Origin of the sequence: Promicromonospora sp. NPDC050249, assembly GCF_040656015.1 — a bacterium.
GTDB lineage: Bacteria > Actinomycetota > Actinomycetes > Actinomycetales > Cellulomonadaceae > Promicromonospora.
On the sequence record NZ_JBFAKY010000009.1, the window covers coordinates 119163 to 137744 of the forward strand.

Annotated in this window: 12 protein-coding genes; 3 read left to right on the forward strand and 9 right to left on the reverse strand. The window is 73.8% G+C overall.

The window, feature by feature from the left end:
* Positions 1 to 85 precede the first annotated feature (85 nt).
* Positions 86 to 481 (forward strand): RidA family protein, encoded by a 396-nt coding sequence (locus AB0I32_RS09810; protein ID WP_357505288.1) that lies wholly within the window; start codon positions 86 to 88, stop codon positions 479 to 481.
* Between the two features lie 136 nt (positions 482 to 617).
* Entirely contained in the window at positions 618 to 1397 is a 780-nt protein-coding gene (locus tag AB0I32_RS09815; protein WP_357505290.1) for a DUF899 family protein, read from the forward strand.
* On the opposite strand, the gene AB0I32_RS09820 is transcribed toward AB0I32_RS09815, so the two are convergent.
* From AB0I32_RS09820 to AB0I32_RS09835, 4 genes are all read right to left on the reverse strand, one after another.
* Positions 1394 to 3607, reverse strand: coding sequence for an MMPL family transporter (locus AB0I32_RS09820; RefSeq protein ID WP_357505292.1), 2214 nt, complete (start codon positions 3605 to 3607; stop codon positions 1394 to 1396). The genes AB0I32_RS09815 and AB0I32_RS09820 overlap by 4 nt on opposite strands.
* Before the next feature lie 14 nt (positions 3608 to 3621).
* Positions 3622 to 4782 (reverse strand): alpha/beta hydrolase, encoded by a 1161-nt coding sequence (locus AB0I32_RS09825; RefSeq protein WP_357505294.1) that lies wholly within the window; start codon positions 4780 to 4782, stop codon positions 3622 to 3624.
* Between the two features lie 80 nt (positions 4783 to 4862).
* Entirely contained in the window at positions 4863 to 5867 is a 1005-nt protein-coding gene (locus AB0I32_RS09830) for an NAD-dependent epimerase/dehydratase family protein (RefSeq protein ID WP_357505296.1), read from the reverse strand.
* Complete coding sequence (locus AB0I32_RS09835; RefSeq protein WP_357505298.1) at positions 5864 to 8185, reverse strand: MMPL family transporter; 2322 nt, start codon at positions 8183 to 8185, stop codon at positions 5864 to 5866. The genes AB0I32_RS09830 and AB0I32_RS09835 overlap by 4 nt, the downstream gene beginning before the upstream one ends.
* Before the next feature lie 110 nt (positions 8186 to 8295).
* Between AB0I32_RS09835 and AB0I32_RS09840 the strand changes: the two genes are divergently transcribed.
* A complete protein-coding gene (locus AB0I32_RS09840; protein WP_357505300.1) occupies positions 8296 to 8748 on the forward strand; it encodes a MarR family transcriptional regulator in 453 nt (150 codons plus the stop codon).
* 55 nt (positions 8749 to 8803) lie between these two features.
* Here AB0I32_RS09840 and AB0I32_RS09845 read toward each other — a convergent pair whose 3' ends face one another.
* Genes AB0I32_RS09845 through AB0I32_RS09865 form a run of 5 tightly spaced genes read right to left on the reverse strand, consistent with a single transcriptional unit; the run spans position 8804 to position 18480 of the window.
* Positions 8804 to 10363: an FAD-dependent monooxygenase gene (locus tag AB0I32_RS09845; RefSeq protein ID WP_357505302.1), complete on the reverse strand. Its 1560-nt coding sequence runs from the start codon at positions 10361 to 10363 to the stop codon at positions 8804 to 8806.
* A complete protein-coding gene (locus tag AB0I32_RS09850; RefSeq protein WP_357505304.1) occupies positions 10360 to 11064 on the reverse strand; it encodes an HAD family phosphatase in 705 nt (234 codons plus the stop codon). The genes AB0I32_RS09845 and AB0I32_RS09850 overlap by 4 nt, the downstream gene beginning before the upstream one ends.
* Entirely contained in the window at positions 11061 to 12041 is a 981-nt protein-coding gene (locus AB0I32_RS09855; RefSeq protein ID WP_357505306.1) for a ScbA/BarX family gamma-butyrolactone biosynthesis protein, read from the reverse strand. Before AB0I32_RS09855 ends, AB0I32_RS09850 begins: the two co-directional genes overlap by 4 nt.
* A complete protein-coding gene (locus tag AB0I32_RS09860) occupies positions 12038 to 13129 on the reverse strand; it encodes an acyltransferase domain-containing protein (RefSeq protein WP_357505309.1) in 1092 nt (363 codons plus the stop codon). Before AB0I32_RS09860 ends, AB0I32_RS09855 begins: the two co-directional genes overlap by 4 nt.
* Positions 13126 to 18480: a beta-ketoacyl synthase N-terminal-like domain-containing protein gene (locus tag AB0I32_RS09865; protein WP_357505311.1), complete on the reverse strand. Its 5355-nt coding sequence runs from the start codon at positions 18478 to 18480 to the stop codon at positions 13126 to 13128. The genes AB0I32_RS09860 and AB0I32_RS09865 overlap by 4 nt, the downstream gene beginning before the upstream one ends.
* Positions 18481 to 18582: the final 102 nt, after the last annotated feature.

The window sequence follows — 18582 nt, forward strand, 5'->3', positions numbered from 1 at the left end:
ACAGGGTGTCGTGATTTGTGGAGAGGCTCGTCCTCGCAGGAACCAAACAGGAACCAGACAGGAACCGAATGGAGCTGATGTGGCGATGGAACGAACCGCGGTCAACCCGGTGACGTGGTCGGTGGCGATGGGGTTCAACCAGGGCGAGCTGGTCTCCGGGCACGCCCGGACCCTGTACTGCTCGGGGCAGACGGCGATGAGCGCCGACGGCAGGCCGGAGCACGACGGTGACATGGCGGCACAGCTGGAGCTGAGCCTCGCCAACCTGGAGGCGGTGCTCGGCGAGGCCGGGATGTCCCTGACGAACCTCGTCCGGCTCAACGTCTACACCACCGACGTCGACCTGCTCTTCCAGCACTACGGGGTGCTGGCGTCGCGCCTGGGCGCCGCCCAGGTGTCGCCGTCCACCACGATGCTCGGGGTGACCCGGCTGGCGATCCCGGGGCAGCTGGTCGAGCTCGAAGGGACCGCCGTGGGGTGACGCGGCCGCGCTGAGGGCGCGGCGCCGATGAGGCAGTGCCGATGAGGCAGTGCCGATGAGTAAGGGCCCGGTCGGTCGTCGGTAGGTGTAGGTACAGGGGCGCCACCGCACCGCACCCGACACGTTGGAGGACACCGTGACCGAGACATCCACGACGACCGACCGGCCCGCTCGCCCGCCCGTCGTCGACTGGGAGAGCTGGCGGTCGGCGCGCGACGAGCTGCTGGCCAGGGAGAAGGAGCACACCCGCGCCGGTGATGCCCTCGCCGCCGCGCGACGCCGGCTGCCGATGGTCGAGATCGACCCGGCCATGCGGGTCACGGGGGCCGACGGGCCCGTGCCGCTGATCGACCTGTTCCAGGGCCGCGACGAGCTCGTCGTCTACCAGCACATGTGGCACGACGGCGAGCCGTTCGAGCGCCAGTGCCCCGGCTGCACCATCAACACGTGGCACATCCAGCAGTCCGCCCCGTACCTCGCGGCGCGCGGCGTCTCGTTCGCGATGCTCACCGAGGGGCCGTGGGACGAGGTCGCTCCCTACCTGGAGTTCATGGGCTACACCGAGCCCTGGTACTCGGTGCGAGGGCTCGAGGCGCCGGTCGGCGTCGACATGGGCCACATCGTCTGCTTCCTGCGCGACGGCGACCGCGCCTTCCTCACCTACCGGACGACCGGCCGTGGCAACGAGCCGGCCGCCGGGATCTTCGGGCTGCTCGACATGACGCCCTACGGCCGCGGCGAGGCCTGGGAGGACATGCCGGAGGGCTGGCCCGAGGGCAAGGACTCCTGCTGGTACTGGGCGACGGACGCCGACGGGAACGCCACCTGGGGAAGGACTCGCCGGGCCGTGCCGCAGTGGACACGGCCGGGGGCCACTCGAGTGGTCCCCGGCCGCAGCCACGAGCACCACCACTAGACCGGGGTCTCCTCCCGCACTGGCGCGGGCGCCGCCTGCGGCCGCACCCCCTGGCGCCCCTCGGGCGCCCGCAGCCAGCGCGGCGCCCACCAGTTCGCGCTCCCGAGGAGCTTCACGCTCGCCGGGAGCAGCACGAGCCGCACCAGCGTCGCGTCGACGAGCACCACGAGCGCCATGCCGAGGCCGACCATCTTGAGGTAGACGACCCCCGACGACAGGTACACGAGGAACGACAGGGCGAGGATGCCGGCGGCCGTCGTGACGAGCGGGGCCGACAGCTGCAGGCCGCGCGCGACGGAGTCCTCGAGCCGGCGGCCGGCGTCGTGCTCCTGGAGGATGCGCGACAGCAGCAGCACCTCGTAGTCCATGGAGAGCCCGAACGTCACGCAGAACATGAGGATCGGGATGGACAGGTCGAGGGTTCCGGTAGCGGTGAACCCGAGCAGGTTGCTCAGGTTGCCGTCCTGGAAGACCCAGACGAGCACCCCGCCGAGGACCGACAGGCTCAGCAGGTTGAGCACCGCCGCCTTGAGCGGCAGCACGATGCTGCGCACCGACAGCATGAGCACGAGTGTGCTCACCACCAGGACGAAGAGGAACACCCACGGCAGCCGCTCGACGAGCGCCGAGCGGTAGTCGTCGAGCACGGCGGGATACCCGCCGACGACGGCCCGGGCGTCCGTGCCGGCACCCGCGTTCCAGGTATCCGCGGTGGTGCGCACGTCGGTGACCAGCCCGTACGGGTCGGTGTCCAGGCGCTCCGACGTCGGGACGATGACCACCGGTGCCGCGAACGTCTCGGGCGACGGGCCGACCGCCGCGCCGTCGACGTACCGCTCGCCGCCGCCGTGGACCTCGGCGACGCCGTCCACCGTCGAGAACGCCTGGGCGAGGCCGGCGGACTGCTCCGCCGTCCAGGCCCCGCCCGAGCTCGGGAGGGCGAAGAGGCTGTCGGCCACCTCGCTGTCGAAGTCGGCCCGGATGGCGTCCTGGACCTGGCGGCTGGTCGTCTCGGCGGGCAGGATCCGGTCGTCCGGCGGGCCGACCCGCAGCCCGAGCAGGGGCGCGCCCAGGGCGAGGACAATAACACCGGCGAGCGCCACGTACACGACGGGGCGCCGCATGGTCCGCCGTGCCACGCGCTCGAACCAGCCGGTCGGTGTGGTCGGCAGGGCGGCGCGCGACAGGTCGAGCCGCTCCCCCAGCAGCGCCAGCACGGCAGGCAGCACGACGATGGCGCCGAGGCTCGCCACCAGCACGACGGCCACGCCCGCGTACGCGAACGACCGCAGGAACGGGAACGGGAGGAGCAGGAGGCCGAGCAGCGAGGCGGACACCGCAGCGCCGCTCACGAGCACCGTCATGCCGGCGCCCCGCACCGCCTCGGCCGCTGCCCGCGCGGGCGAGAGTCCCGCCGCTCGTCCCTCCGCGTGCCGGGCGATGATGAACAGCCCGTAGTCGACGCCCAGGGCTATCGCCATGACGAGCACGAGGTTCGCCGCGAACGTCGAGACGTCCGTCAGCGCGGCGACTATCCGCAGCGCACCCATCGACCCGATGATCGTGACGACACCGAGGGCCAGGATCAGCGCCGCCGGGACGAACCGGCGGAACACGAGGACCAGCAGCAGGAACACACCGGGCAGCACGATCGCCTCGGCGAGGCCGAAGCCCCGTCGCGCCTCGTCCGAGACCTGGCGGAACACCTCCTCCTGCCCGCCGAACGCGACGGTGACCGGTCCGCGGTCGCCCGACCACTCGGCCGACAGCTCGCCCACGAGCGCGCGCGCCTCGGTGGCCTCGCCCGCGGCCCGCGCGACGATCAGCGCCTGGCTCCCGTCGCCGCTGCGGAGCACCTCCCAGTCGTCGGACGACCAGTAGGAGAAGACGTCCTCGATGCCCGGCTCGGCATCGAGCGCCGCCTCGACCTCACCGGCCGCCGCGGCGACGTCGGCCTGGTTGACGTCGCCGTCGCGTGCCGTGATCAGCACGGTGACGTTGGGCGGTCCGCTACCGAGGCCCGCGAGCTCCTCCTGGGCGAGCACCGCGGGCGACCCGGGGGTCTCGAAGCGGGCGAGCTGGAGCTGCGGGAGCGTGCCGGCGGCAAGGATCCCGGCGACCACGAGGACCAGCGCGCCGATGAGCAGGACCCGCTTGGGCCGCCGGGTGACGGCCTCGCCGAGCCTGCCGAGCGTGTCGTTCCGTTCCATCTGTGCCCCTTCCATCAGAAGCCCTCTCCGTCGAGCCAGGAGGCGAGCCCGTCCAGGGCTACCTCGTGCCGGCGGGCAAGGTCGAAGTAGTGGCCGGCGTCGGGCACCTCGACCAGGGTCGTCGACGGTGCGCCGGCGAACAGGGTCTTGTGCACGCCGCCGAGCTGGACGCGCGCGTCGTGCTCCCCGTAGAGGAGCAGGACGGGCACGTCGATCTCGCGCAGCCGCTCCGCGTCGACCATCACGCCCGAGAGCTGGGAGACCATGTCGCCGCACGGGTGCTTGTTCTGCTTTCCCGCGCTGTACTCGACGACCTCCGGGTCGGTGTCCGCGAAGTTGCCCTCGACGAACTCGCGCCGGCCCAGGTCGTACAGGGCGTAGCCGGACGGGTCGTCCGGCTCCTCGGACGGTGTCCCGCCGGACAGGCAGGAGCCGAGCGCCGCCTGGAACCGCGCGGTCGCCTCGTCGGTCAGCCCGCCGTCGGCCCAGCCGGAGACGACGACGCCGTCCACGTCGCCGTACGAGATCGCCTCGAGCTGGGCGACCTGCCCGCCGTTCGAGTGCCCGAGGGTCGTCACCGTGGTGAACGTGGGCGAGGGCGACTCGCCCTCCCACTCGTACTCGCCGGACCGCAGCGCCTCGATGATCTGGTGCAGCATGTCCGCCTGCGAGCCGACGCACATGTGCCGGCCGTCGGGCCGATCGCTCGAGTCGTAGCCGAGCCGGTCGATCGTGAGCGACGCGTGACCTCGTTCGGCCATCTCGTACGAGTGGTGGAAGCCCTCGACGGGCACCCGCCAGTACCACTCGCCCGAGGCGATGCCGTGCTCGTACACCGTGACCGCGCCGCCGCCGAGCATGGTCGCCGGCCCGGTGAGGTGGCCGCGGATCGTGTAGGTCTTGCCGTCGGACGGGCACGCGAGCGCGGACGTGTTGCGGTTGACGACCGAGAACGAGACCGCCTCGTCGACGACGCCCGGCGGCACGTCCAGCTCGGGCTCGTCGGCCTCGGTCGCCGGCTCCGCGGGAAGCGTCAGCTCGGCCACGGGAGCGGCGGCGGGCGCGTGCTTTTCCGCCTGCGCGCCCGCCGCCGCCGGGCCGACGAGGGCTGCGCCCACGACGGCGACGCCGAGCACGGCGACCGCCAGGGCTCTACCGCGATGTGGTGTGCTCATCAGTGCTGGTTCCTTCACCTCTCGGGTACGGTCCGCCGGCGGGTCCGCCGGCATGGTCGTTCGGGTGCGGTTCGAGCGGCTCACAGGAGCCCCTCCGTCCGGTACCAGGCGGCCTCGTCACGGAGGGTCTCCGCCGCCGGCCGGAACTCGACGCCCAGCTCCCGCCGCACGCGGTCGGAGCTGACGCGCGCCTTGTCGCCCTGGACGAGGACCTCGGCCCCTGCTCGGTTCGTGACGTCCTCGCGGCCCGTCAGCCGGTTGACGGCGCCGAGGCCGCTCGCGAGGGCGAGCGTGAGCCCGCCCGGCAGGGCTCGCGGTGCACGGCTCCCCGTCTCGCTCGCGATCACCGCGGCGACGTCGCGCAGGCGCTCCCACCTGCCTGCGGCGACGTACCGACGTCCGCTGACTCCCGTGTCGAGCAGCCGGACGCAGACCTCGGCGACGTCGCGCGCGTCGACCATGCTGTTGCCGACGTCGGGCAGGACGGGCACCTCTCCCCGGGCGATCGACAGGAAGAGCCGGCCCGACGACGTCGGGCCGCTGTCGCCGGGGCCCCACATCCAGCCGGGCAGGACCAGCGGGACCGACGGGCGGCGTCCGCGCGCCACGTGCGCCTGGACGACCGCCTCGGCCGCGACCTTGCTCGCCGCGTACCCGTTCACGGCGTCGGCGGGCGGGGGCGACTGCTCGTCGGCGGGTGCCGACACGTCGCCCCTGGCGAGCGCCGCGGTCGAGCTCACGTGCACGACGGTGCGGAGGTCGTGCCGCTCGGCCGCGGCCAGGAGGCGGCCCAGCGCCGTCACGTTGGTCTCGTACAGGAGCCACGGGTCGGCGCCCGGCAGGTAGTACTCCCGGAAGTAGGCGGCGGCGTGCACCACCGAGCCGACGTCGGGCAGGACCTTGTCCCACACGTCCGGGTCGAGGGTGTCGCCCACGACCACCCGCGCCTCGGGCGGCAGGAGCCGGGCGGCACGCTCGGCGTCCCGGGCGAGCACCGTGACGGGCCGGTCCTGCTCGACGAGCCGGCGCACCACCGACGAGCCGAGGAGTCCGGTGGCGCCGGTGACGAGAACGGGGTCGGTCATCTTTCCTCCGCGGTGGTGGCGAGGACCGGTACCCGGTCCGGTGGAGTCTCGTGCGTGGTGCCGGCCGCCGTCGCCGGCGCCCCGACGGGAGCGGGTCCCTCCTCGTGCCACCCGATGCGGGCGTGCAGCCGGCGCAGCGGGCCGGGCGCCCACCACGTCCACCGCCCGGTGAGTGCCATGAAGGCCGGGACGAGGGTGGTGCGCACGACGGTCGCGTCCACGAGGACCGCGAGCGCCACGCCGAAGCCGAGCATCTGCGTGTTGGCGATCCGGGACGAGCCGATGGCGATGAGCACGGTGGCGAGGATGAGCGCCGCTGCCGTGATGACGCCTCCGGTGCGCTGCATGGCGGTGGCGACGGCCTCCTGCAGGTCGCCCGTGCGCCGGTGCTCCTCCACGGTCCGGGCGAGGAGGAAGACGCCGTAGTCCATGGAGAGCCCGAACGCGACGCACGCCATGAGCACCGGGACCGTCGCGTCGATGTAGCCCGTGGGAGTGAACCCGAGCAGGCCGGAGAGGTTGCCGTCCTGGAACACCCACACGATCGCGCCGAGCATCGCGGTGAGGCTGAGCCCGTTGGCGAGGACCGCCTGCAGCGGCAGGACGACGCTGCCGGTCAGGAGGAACACGATGACGAGCGCTGAGCCGATGGCGATGGCGAGCGCGATGGGCAGCAGGCTCCCGATCGAGTCCTGGCTGTCGACGAGCGTGGCGGGCTGTCCGCCGACGGAGAAGTTCTCGGCCTCCGGCAGGGCCCGGATCTCGCGCGCCATCTCCTGGGCGCGGACGCTCGTCAGCGGGATGTCGGCGTCCGCGGTCACGGTGAGCAGTACCGGGTGGTCGCCGGGCGCGGGGACCACGAGGTCGCCGACGACCGTCGAGACCGAGGCGCCGGTGCCGGGCACCGGCTCGACGTCGTCGACCCCGTCGATGCGCAGGACGGCGTCGCGCACCGCGTCGATGTCGTCGGTGTCGCTGCCCGCCGGGAGCATCAGGGTGGCCATGGACTCGCCGCCGGAGGTGAACTCGTCCCGCAGGAGCTGCTGCGCCGCGCGCACCGGCGAGTCCTCGGCCAGCTGCCGGAAGTCGGCCTCGCCGAAGGCGACGCCCCGGAACGGGAGGGCGAGGATCAGGAGGCCCGCGCCGACGGTGAGGGCGACCACCCACCGGTGCCGCATGACGCCGCGGGTCCACGACGCCCAGGCTCCGACGGTCGGCCCACCGGATGTCCCGCCGGCCGCCGAGGTCGATGCCGCTGGTGCCGCGGGCGACGCCGCGGCTTTCCGCCGCCGCGACAGCCAGCTGCGGCCGGGCCGGAGCCGGTCGCCGAGGAGCGTGAGCACCGCGGGAAGCACGAGCAGCGCGGCGAGCGCCGACAGCGCCACCACCGCGACGCCCGCGTAGGCGAACGACCGGAGGAAGTACAGCGGGAAGATGAGGAGCGACGACAGCGCGGCCGCGACGGTGATGGCGGAGTACAGCACGGTCCGGCCGGCCGAGCCGACGGTGTTGTGCACCGCCGTCGCGACGTCGTCGGTGGCGACCAGCTCCTCGCGGAAGCGCCGGACCACGAGCAGCGCGTAGTCGATGGCGAGGCCAAGGCCGAGGGCCGTCGTCAGGTTGATCGAGAAGACCGAGACGTCGGTGAACAGCGTCAGGCCCATCAGGATCGCGTTGGTGCCCATGACAGAGGCGAGCCCGACGGCGAGCGGCAGGCCCGCTGCGAGGAAGCCGCCGAAGACGACGAGCAGGATGACGAGGGTGATGGGCAGCACGATCAGCTCGGCACGGGCGAGGTCCTCGCGGATCGTCGCCTGGAGCTCCGCGTAGACGGCGCCCGGACCGATGACCGACACGTCCAGGCCGTCCCGCTCGCCGGCGAACTGGTCCTGGATGTCCGCCACCGCTTCGTTCACCGCCTGCTCGTCGCCCGCCACGCGGGCCGCGACGATCGCGTGCTGGCCGTCCTCGGAGCGCAGCGCGCTGACCGGGGTGCGCCAGTACGACGAGACGCCCTCGACGCCCGGTGTCTCGGCCAGCCGCTCGGTCAGGCGGAGACCCGGCGCGGCGACGTCGGGCGACGAGACGTCCTCCGGTGCCGTGACCAGCAGCACGACGTCGGGAGCGGCCTGCGGGGCATGGTCCTCGACGGCTGCGGCGACCAGCGACGACTCGGCGGAGGGGTCGGTCACTCCACCCGCGCCGAGCCGGCTCTCCACGCCGCTGCCGAGGACTCCGCACAGGGCGATGAGGACCCCCGCCACGGCGAGGAGAAGGCGTGGGCGCCGCGTTGCTAGCGCAGCGATATGGTTGAACATTGAAGGCCTCCGTGGCGCCTACAGTAGAATGTGTCGATCATAGGTCCGGCGTATGGATTTCCGCAATGTTCACGGCTGCGGTCGTCCACGCCATCAGAAAGGAGCTGGCAGTGGGAATCTCAGAACGAACGCCGCTGTCACAGACCATCGGGTACCGCCTGATCAAGGTGGGCGAGATGGCCATGGAGACAGCCGAGCAGGTACTGGCGCCGACAGGGATCAAGCCGAGGCATTTCAACGTGCTCTCCACGCTCTCGGTCGACGCGACCCTGTCTCAGCGCGAGCTGAGCACGGCCCTGGGGATCGACCCGAACGTGATGGTCGACCTCATCGACGAGCTCGAGCGGCAGAGCTTCGCCCGACGTGAGCGGAGCCCTGTCGACCGTCGTCGCCACATAGTCGTGGTGACCCCGAAGGGCAAGGCTGCGCTCACGAAGGCCCAGGCCGCGGTCGTCGAGGCCGAGGAGGAGTTCCTCGGCGTGCTGACCGCGGACCAGCGTCAGGTCCTGTTCGAGGCCGTTGGTGTCCTCCTGGGTCTGGCACCGGTGCCGCGGGCGGGCTGAGTCGCCCACCCGCGGACCGACGGGATGACGTGCCATCGGACTGGCCGGTGGCACGTCAGCCCTTCGCCACCTCGCTCTCGGACCGGACCGGCCGCGCCTCCTGGCCCGCCGCCGGTCGCCGGCCGAGCAGGCGGAGGATCTGGCCCCGCCCGTCCCAGTCCGTCGCTCCGCCGACGACGCCGTCCGGCCGCACCCAGACGACCGACGGCCGTCCCGTTGCGCCCGCCGTGCCGTCTCTGCCGGCTGTGGGCGGGCCGACGACGAGCACACCGGAGGGCGCCTCGCTGGTCAGCACGTCACGCTGCTGCGCCGTCAGGCCCGAGACGACCAGGCGGTGCCGCACGGCGCAGCCGAGCGCGTCGCGCGGCGGCACGGGCAGACCGCTCCAGCGCCCCACGGCCGGCAGGCCGGTGCCCTGGGGTACCTGCCCCTCGACCAGGGCGGGGCTGTTCCGCAGCCCGAGGTCGAGCTGCGCGAGCCGGCCGACGGCCGCCTGCTGGAACCGCGCCCTGCTGCCGAGGGTCCGCAGCAGGGCGTCGCGCAGCCTGCGGCGCACCGGGTTCGCCACGAGCCACAGCTTGGTCTGCGCGTCGGCCTGCTTGACCGCGCGCTGCGCGGCCGGCCGGCGCTCGGCCTCGTACCCGTCGACCACAGCGGGGTCCGCTCCCCCGGACACGGCGGCGATCCGCCAGGCGAGGTCGAAGCCGTCCTGGACCGCGGTGTTGAGCCCCTGCCCGCCCGCCGGGGAATGCCCGTGCGCCGCGTCGCCCGCCAGCAGGACCGGCCCGCGCCGGAAGCCGCGGGCGACCCGCGAGTGCACCCGGAACCGGCTCGCCCAGCGGACGTCGCTGATCGTCGCCGACGGCTGGCGCTGCCGCAGCGCCGCCAGCGCGTCGTCGAAGACCGTGTCGGGTGTGCCATCGGGCGGGATCTCGCGGTCCGCGAAGACCCGGTGGGTCCCGTCCGGCAGCGGCACGACGACGAGCACGCCGTGCGGCCCGAGGTCGTAGCGTGCCTCGTCGACGGGCAGGTCCGGGCTGACGACCCGGCCGTCGACCAGGAGGAACTCCCTGGTGAACGTCCGGCCTTCCATCTCCACCCCTGCGGCCTCCCGGACCACGCTGCGCGACCCGTCGGCGCCGACCACCCAGCGGGCGGTGACCTCCGTCGGCGTCCCCGCCGTGTCGACGACCTGGACCACCGCGCGATCGTCGTCGAGCTTGACCTCGGTGACCCGGTGGTTCCACCGCACGTCCACACCCAGCGTCGCCGCCCGGTCCAGGAGAAGCTGGACCACGACGGGCTGCGGCAGGCAGACGGGGCGCGTGAAGCGCGTCCCCGCCAGGGCGCCGAACCCGACGGTGAACAGCGGGCGCGTCACGGACGAGTAGCGCGCCCGCTGCAGGACCAGGCCCTGCTCCAGGACGTCGTCCCCGACGCCGAGGCGGTCGAGCACCTCGAGGCAGCCGGCCCACAGCACGAGGGCGCGGGGCTGGCCGTCGGGTCCCTGCCGCGCGTCGTACACCCGCACGGGCACGCCCTGCAGCGCGAGCGTGCAGGCCGCGACGAGGCCGGCAGGCCCCGCGCCGACGACGACCACCTCCGGGGAGCTCACGACGCGCCCTCGGCCACCGGAGCCGGAGCGGCGCCGGCAGCGAGCACCGCCTCGATCTCCGGCAGGGAGGCGTCCGCGCTCGTCCACAGGACGGCACCGAACCCGAGGTCACGGGCGGCCGCGCAGTTATCCTCCAGGTCGTCGATCATCAGGCACTCCGACGCCGGCTTGTCGAGACGCTCCAGGAGGCGGCGGTAGATCTCAGGGGCCGGCTTGCGCACGCGCTCCCGGCTGGAGTCGACGACGACGTCGAACAGGGCGTCGGTGTCCACCTGCGCGCGCCAGCGCGGCTCCCACTCCCGCACGTTGTTCGTCAGCAGCGCCGTGGTGTACCCCCGCTCGCGGAAGCCGGCGATGGCCGCTACCACCGCGGTCTCCGTGCGCCGCCCCTTGAACCACCACTCGCCGAACGGCTTGCCCTCGAGGCGGTCGAGCGTGCCCTCCGGCAGGTAGGCGGCGAGCCGCTTGATCATGTCGTCCTCGGTGATGGCGGCCACCTCGAGCTCGGCCATCGGATCCGCCCGATGCTCGCGCGCGGAGGCGACCATGGCCTCCCGCAGCTCCAGCGGCGAGATGCCCACCGCCTTGCAGAAGAGGTAGAACGTCTCCTCGAGCGGGTTGGTCAGCACGCCGCCGTAGTCGAACACGAGCGTGGTGATCCTCTGTCCACTGAACTGGCCACTGAACTGGTCGCTGATCATGATGTGACTCCCATCGTGAGGTCGATCTGGGCTGCGACCCTGCCTGCGTGCAGGATCGAGGTACGGGTGGAGCACGCGACGATCGCGCCACGCGTGGTCAGCTCGGCGACCTCCGTGACGACCTGCGTGGGGAGGTCCAGCTCGACGAAGGCGTCGAACGAACCCGTGCACGCGAGGACGACGAGGTCGGACGGTTGCAGGCCGTGGGACAGCGAGACGGCCGCCGCGGCCGACTGGCGCGCGGCCTCGAGCAGGAGGTTGCCCGGTGCGTGGTCGAGGGGGTGGTCGAACAGGTAGGGGTGCCGGGTGTCGACGTGGAGCCACGACTGCGCCCGCCGCCCGCCGTCCAGGACCGGCCTGCTCACCACCACGTTGCGCGGGTCCCGGCGGCCGACGGTCCGGGCACGTGCGGGCGACGGCGGCTGCGCGGACTGCAGGAGCGGACCGGCGGCGCTCACGGTGTGCCGACGACCGAGCGCGCGCAGGCTCTTCCACTCCGCCGGGGTCATGACCATGAGCGACCCCTGCCCGGTGAGCGCCAGGCGGCCGTCGACCGAGACCTGCCCGGCGAACCGGACACCGGTGACCCGGCCGCCGATCGTCCGCTGCGCCTCGAGGGTCGTGCCGACCTCCAGGTGCGCCGGCCGGTCCCCGACCCGCAGGGCGCCGAGGTCCTCGACGTCCACGTCCAGGTCTCGGAAGAGGAACGCGAGGCCCAGCGGGATCCCGAGGTGGCGGTGGGAGACGCTGACGGCCGCCTGCCGGACGGTCTCGACGAGGAGGGAGAAGTCGAGGACCGGACCCTCCTGCATGAGGTGGCCGCGCGGGAGCTGGGCCGCCACCCGGTACGTCCCGTCTGTACCTGACTCACTGGTACCGGACTCACTGGTGCCGGACGTGTCGGTGACGAAGACCTCGGCGACGGCCCTGCGGTGCACGTACTCGCGCGCGACGGTCGCGGCGTAGCTGAGGCTCATGATCCCGCCGCTTCCGCCGTCGGGCTGACGGGCGCGACGAGCTGGGACTCACGCCGCGGACGCGGCGGGACGACGTCCCGGACGCCCAGGGTGTCCGGGAGCACGCCGTAGCCCAGCCCGCGCAGCCGGTCCGACACGTGCAGGAGGGAGGCGTTCAGGCTGGTCCCGCGGCGCATCGACACGAGGCTGGTGACGCGCGTGGCGTACCCCTCGAGCGACTGCTCCGCCACCATCGACAGCGTGGCCTGGGGCCCGAGCTCGACCAGGACGTCGTGCCTCCGGCCCGACGCCGTACGGATCGCGTCCCGGAACCGGACCGGCCGGATGACCGTGTCGGCCCAGAACGAGGCGTCCAGCGCGGCGACGGGCACCCGCCCGCCGACCGCGCTCGACACGATGTGCCCGTCACCCCGCGGTGCCGGGACGTCGGCGAGCGCCTCGACGATCGGCCGGCGCATGGCAGCGGCCCGCGGCGAGTGCAGCGCGTGCTGGACGCGGAGCGGGAGCCACCAGCCGCCCGCCGCGCTGACGTCGCCGCTGAGCGCGTCGACCGCCTCGTCGCTCCCGGCGACCACGATGACCGAGGGCGCGTTCACGGCGGCGACGTGGACGTCTCCGCCGTGTGCGGCCAGGATCCGGTCGACGGTGCGCAGGTCGAGGCCTACGGCCGCCATGGTGCCGGTGCCGTCGAACCGCTGGACGGCCTCGGCCCGGCGGACGACGATCCTGAGCGCCTGCTCGGTGCTCAGCGCACCGACGGCGTGCGCCGCCGCGACCTCCCCGAGCGAGTAGCCGACGACCTCGTCCGGGACGACGCCGCGGCGTCGCCAGAGGTCGGTGAGGCAGGCCTGGACGGTGAAGATCGCCGTCTGGGCTGCGACGGCATCGCCCACCTCGGGCGGTGGCGCGTCGGTGCTCAGGTGCTCCAGCAGCGACCACCCGGTGAGCTCCCGCACGGCTTCCTCGCACCGGTGCAGCGTGGGCCACACGCCCGGCTCGGCCAGGAGCGTCCGGCCCATGCCCGGCCACTGCGACCCGTAGCCGCTGTAGACGAAGGTGAGCCGACGGCGTGTCCGGCAGCGGATCATCTGCGCTCACCGCCGATCGCCCGGTCGGCGACCTGGCGGGTCGCGAACGCGTCGAGGTCGAGGCCTTGGTCGAGACCGGCATCGAGGCCGCCTCCGGGCGGCCCGTCCGGGAGCCCGCTCGACAGGTGGGCGGCGAGCCGCCGGATGGTCGGGTGGTCGAAGACGACGGTGGCCGGGATCTCGCGCCCGAGCCGCCGCTCCAGCTCGCCGCGCAGCTCGACGACCATGAAGGACGTCAGGCCGAGGTCGAAGAGGGACGCGTCGGGATCGAGCTCGTCGGGCCGGTCCAGACCGAGGGCCGGGGCGAGCCGCTCCCGGAGGAGCTCGAGCACCTCGGCCGGGCTCGTGAGGGGGGTCTCGCCCGCCGTCGGCTGTCCCGCCGTCGACAACAACAGCGCGGGGTCGGTCGCCTCCGCGAGCGTGACCATCGGGTGCGTGGCCGTGCCAGCGGGCGACCAGGACCCGGTGTCGAACGAGTTGGCGGGCTCCGGCAGGCTCGCGCTCGCCGGCCGGCCCGTGCCGACGACGGCGGCGGCCGGCGGGCCGGCCGGTGCGACGGCGACCCGTGCGCCGGCCGGCGCCGACGCCTCGGACAGCCAGTAGGTCCGGCCCTGGAAGGGGTAGGTCGGAAGCTGCGGCACGTGCGCAGGACGCGGGGTCACCGCGGTCCAGTCCACGTGGCCGCCGTCCCGCCAGTACTGCGCGAGCGCCCCGCGCAGCGCCCACTCCGGCCGCGCCGTCGAGACCGACGCCAGCCCGCGCAGGGCCCGCCCGTCGGCCGCGTTCCGCTCGAGGAGCGGGAGCAGGCCGCCCGGGCCGAGCTCGAGGACCGTTCGGGCACCCGCGGCGCGGACGGCGTCGAGCGCCGGGCCGAACCGCACGGGCTCGCGCGTGTGCCGGACCCAGTAGTCGCTGGTGGCCACCTCGGGACCGGCGAGCCCGCCGGTCGCGTCGGAGACCAGCGGGACGACGGGCGGCTGGAGCCGCACGCGATCGAAGGCCGCCCGGAGGCCGTCGAGCACCGGGTCCATGTGGTGCGAGTGGAACGCGCGGTTCACCCCGAGCCGGACGCCCCGCACGCCGCGGCGCGCCATGGTGTCCAGCACCTCGGTGATGCCGTCGGGGTCTCCCGAGACGACGGTGTCCTGCGGGCCGTTGAGCACCGCCACCTCCACGGCGCCGGAGACCAGCGGCGGCAGCTCCGCGAGGTCCTCCGGGCGGCAGCGCAGCAGCACCATGGCGCCATCGGGCGCGTCGTCGGCCATGAGGCGGCCGCGCTCGGTGACGAGCCGGTAGCCGTCCGCAGGCGAGAACACGCCCGCGAGCGCCGCCGCCGCGTACGCGCCGACGCTGTGTCCCAGCACCATCGAGGGCTCCACGCCGACCGAGCGCCACCAGGTGCCCAGTGCGACGGCGGCCGCGTACAGGGCCGGCTGGGTGACACGGGTGGAGGCGAGGGCGTCCAGAGCGGACCGGTCGTTCGTCACGAGCACGGAAAGTGGTAGCTCGTCCGGCCCGCCGAGGGCGTCGATCACGTCGGTGACCGCAGGGACGCGCCCGTAGATGCCGGCGAGGCATCCCGCGACGGGCAGGCCGTGCCCCGGGGCGAGGAACGCGACGCGCGGCGGCGTGCCCACGACGCGGCCGAGGTCGCCGTCGCCCACCGCGACGCGGAGCAGCCCGCTGATCAGCTCGGGGCCCGACTCCGCGACGACGGCCGACCGGACGGCCAGGTCCGCGCGCCCTGCCCCCGCGGCCCACGCGAAGCCGCGCAGCCGGTCGGCGTCGGACGCCCCGTCGGTGAGGGACGCCGAGACCCGCTCGGCGAGCCGGACGGCGGTCGCGCGCACGGCGGCCTCGTCGGCCCCGCTGAGCTTGACCACCACGGGCTCCGGTTCGGCGACCGGGGCGTCCACCGCGGCCCGTACCGGCGGGCTCTGGACCACGACGTGCGCGTTCGTCCCGCCGAAGCCGAACGACGAGACGCCCGCCACGCGGACCGGGTCGGCCCAGCGGACGTTGTTCCCCGGCACCGTCACGCCGAGCTCGTCCCATGCGATGCGCGGGCTGGGCGTCGTGACGTTGAGGTGCCGGGGGATCGTCCCGCGTTCGACGGCGAGCAGCACCTTGAGCAGGCCCGCGATACCCGCTGCGGCCTCCAGGTGCCCGATGTTGGTCTTGACCGAGCCGATGGGCAGGGGCCGCGGGCGGGCGGCGGTGCCGAGGGCCGCTGCGAGCGCCCGGACCTCGATCGGGTCGCCGAGCGGCGTCCCGGTCCCGTGCGCCTCGACGTACCCGACCTCCTCCGGCGCGACCCGCGCGGCGTCCAGCGCAGCCCGGACCACCGCCTGCTGGGCGTTGCCGCTCGGTGCCGTGAGCCCGTTGCTCCGGCCGTCCTGGTTCACGGCGGAGCCGCGGATCACGCCCACGATCCGGTCGCCGGGGCCGACGTCGGACAGGCGGCGCAGCACGACGACGCCGCACCCGTCGCCCCGGACGTACCCGTCGGCGGAGGCGTCGAACGTCTTGCAGGCCCCGTCCGGGGAGAGCATCCGTCCCTGGGAGAGCGCGACCGTCGAGTCGGGGGTGAGCACGAGGTTGACCCCGCCCACCAGGGCCGCGTCGACCTCGCCGGACCGCAGGCTCTGCACCGCGAGGTGCACGGCGACGAGCGACGACGAGCAGGCCGTGTCGACGACGAGGCTGGGCCCGGTGAGCCCGAGGGTGTACGAGATCCGGTTGGCGCCGAAGTTCCCGGCGCTGCCCGTCGCCGTGTAGGCGTCGATCTGCGAGGGGTCGCCCGAGCGCAGGGTCAGCCGCTCGTAGTCGGACCCGCTCATGCCGACGAACACGCCGGTCCGGCTGCCCCGGAGGGAGTCGGGTGCGATGCCGGCGTCCTCGAGCGACTCCCAGGCCGTCTCGAGCAGCAGGCGGTGCTGCGGATCGATCTTGACCGCCTCGGCGTCGGGGATGCCGAAGAGGCCGGCGTCGAACCGGCGCACCCCCTCCAGGGCGCCGAGGTGCCGGGAGTAGGTGCGGCCGGGCGCGCCCGGGTCGGCGTCGTAGACGGAGGCGAGGTCCCACCGGTCCTCCGGCACGTCGACGACGCCGGACCGCCCCTGGACGAGCAGGTCCCAGAACGCCTCGGGTCCCTGCACGCCGCCGGGAAAGCGGCAGCCGATGCCGACGACCGCGATGGGCTCGGTGCGTGGGTCGACCGTCCCGGCGGATACCGGCGCGCGTCCGAGGACTGGGGTCTCGGCGGGCGCGGTCGTGGCCGGGGCTGAGGCGGCGGTGGCTCGGGCCGGGAGCGGGGACTCTCCGGCCAGTGCGGCGGCCACGGCGCGGATCGAGCCGTGCTCCCACGCGAACGTGGCCGGGACCTCGGTCCCGAGCCAGTCCGACAGGTCTCCGGCGATCGATACCGCCCCCACGCTGTCCAGGCCGAGGTCGGCGAGGTCTGCCCCGGCGTCGACCCGGGCGAGCTCGAGCCCGCTGTGCCGGGCGACCAGAAGGCACATCCGGTCCTCGATCTCGTCGGCGGTCCGCGGGAGCGTCGGTGGGAGCGCTTCCTCGGGCGCTGCGACGGGCGTGCCGGTCGGGCTCTCGGCAGCGGCGGGGGTGCGGTCCTCCGAGGTGGTCGGCTCGGGAGCGCCCAGCTCGCCGGCCAGGTACGCCGCCTTGGTGTCGCGCCGGCGGATCTTGCCGCTGGAGGTGACCGGAAGGCTCCGGCGGGGCACCAGGACCAGCTCGTGGACCGGGAGCTGGTGCTCGCGCAGCACGGCCCGGCGCACCGTCGTGGCAATCTCCTGCCGGGCGGCAGGGTCCTTCTGCGGTCCGGGTGGCACCTCCTGGACGACGACGAGGACCTCGCGCCCGTCGTGCTCGACCGAGAACGCGGCGGAACGCAGCGCCGCGAGGGCCGGGTGGCTGTCCGTGCTCGTCGCCTCCACGTCCTGCGGGTAGACGTTGCGGCCGGTGAAGATCATCAGGTCGCTGGCACGGCCGGTGACGAACAGCTCGCCGTCGATCAGCGCGCCGAGGTCGCCCGTGTCCAGGTACGGCCCCTCGCCGGTGGCGAGGTGGTTGGCGAACGTCCGCGCCGTCCGCTCGGCGTCGTCGAAGTACCCAGCTGCGACCGCCGCGCCGCGCACCCAGACCTGCCCGACGCCGCCGTCGGCGACCGGCAGCCGGGTGGCCTCGTCGACCACGACCACCTCGACGCCGGGTCCGACCTGGCCGCTGCTGACGAGCCGGAGGCTCGCCTCGTCGCCCGACCGCGGGCGCATCCACCCCTCGCCCAGACCGGGCTCGGAGACCTCCCGGATCACCGGCTCGCCGCCCGGCCGGGCGCCGGAGACGACGAGCGTGCCCTCAGCGAGGCCGTAGCACGGCTGGAACGACTCCTTGCGGAACCCCGCGCTCGCGAAGGTCTCGGCGAACCGGTCGAGCACGTCGGCGCGGACCGGCTCGGCGCCGTTGAGCGCGTGGGTCCAGGACGACAGGTCGAGCTGGCCGCGGACCTCGTCGGAGACCCGGTGCACGCACAGGTCGTAGGCGAAGCTGGGCCCTGAGCCGTGCGTGGCCCGGTACCGGGAGATGGCCTGGAGCCACACCGCGGGGTCCCTGATGAACGACGTGGGCGCCATGAGCACCGACTCCATGCGGCCGTAGAGCGGGAAGACGATCCCGCCGATGAGGCCCATGTCGTGGTACGGCGGGACCCAGGTGACGCACACGCTGTCGGCGCCGATGTCGAACGTCTCGCAGGCGGTCTCGGAGTTCGCCAGCAGGTTGGCGTGGGTCACCATCACGCCCTTGGGGGCCGACGTCGACCCCGACGTGTACTGCAGGAACGCCACGTCGTCCGGGGCGACAGCGGGCGGGCGCCAGCCGCGCTCCCGACCGTCGACCGGCGCCGCGCCGACGTCGAGCACCGTGACCCCCGGCATCACGCCGACGGTCCCGTCGGGGAGGTCCGCGTCCGTCACGAGGATGCGCGCCCGTGAGTCCGCGGCGATCGACTCGATCCGGTGCGCGTGGCGCGTACCTGTCGGCGGGTAGGCCGGCACCGCGACGAGGCCTGCGTACAGGCAGCCGTAGAAGTAGGCGACGTAGTCCAGGCCCGGCGATGTCATCAGGAGTACGCGGTCCCCCGGGTCCGCGGACTCGGAGAGTGTGACGGCGACCGCTCGTGCCCGAGCATCGAGCTCGCCGTAGGTCATTGCGACGTCCTCGGGCTCGGCGCCCCGGACGGGTGTCAAGAACCGGTACCCCACCCGGTCGGGCTCCTCCTGCGCACGTCGGCGCAGGAGTTCGACGACAGTCTTCAGATGCTCGTGCGAGTCCATCCGCAGTCCACCTATCCCCTCGTGACATGGGTAGTCCCGGGGATCGATGAGGCAGCCTCGGGGCTACCGCATCGTTGTCGATGGCCGAGCAAGATCGTATAC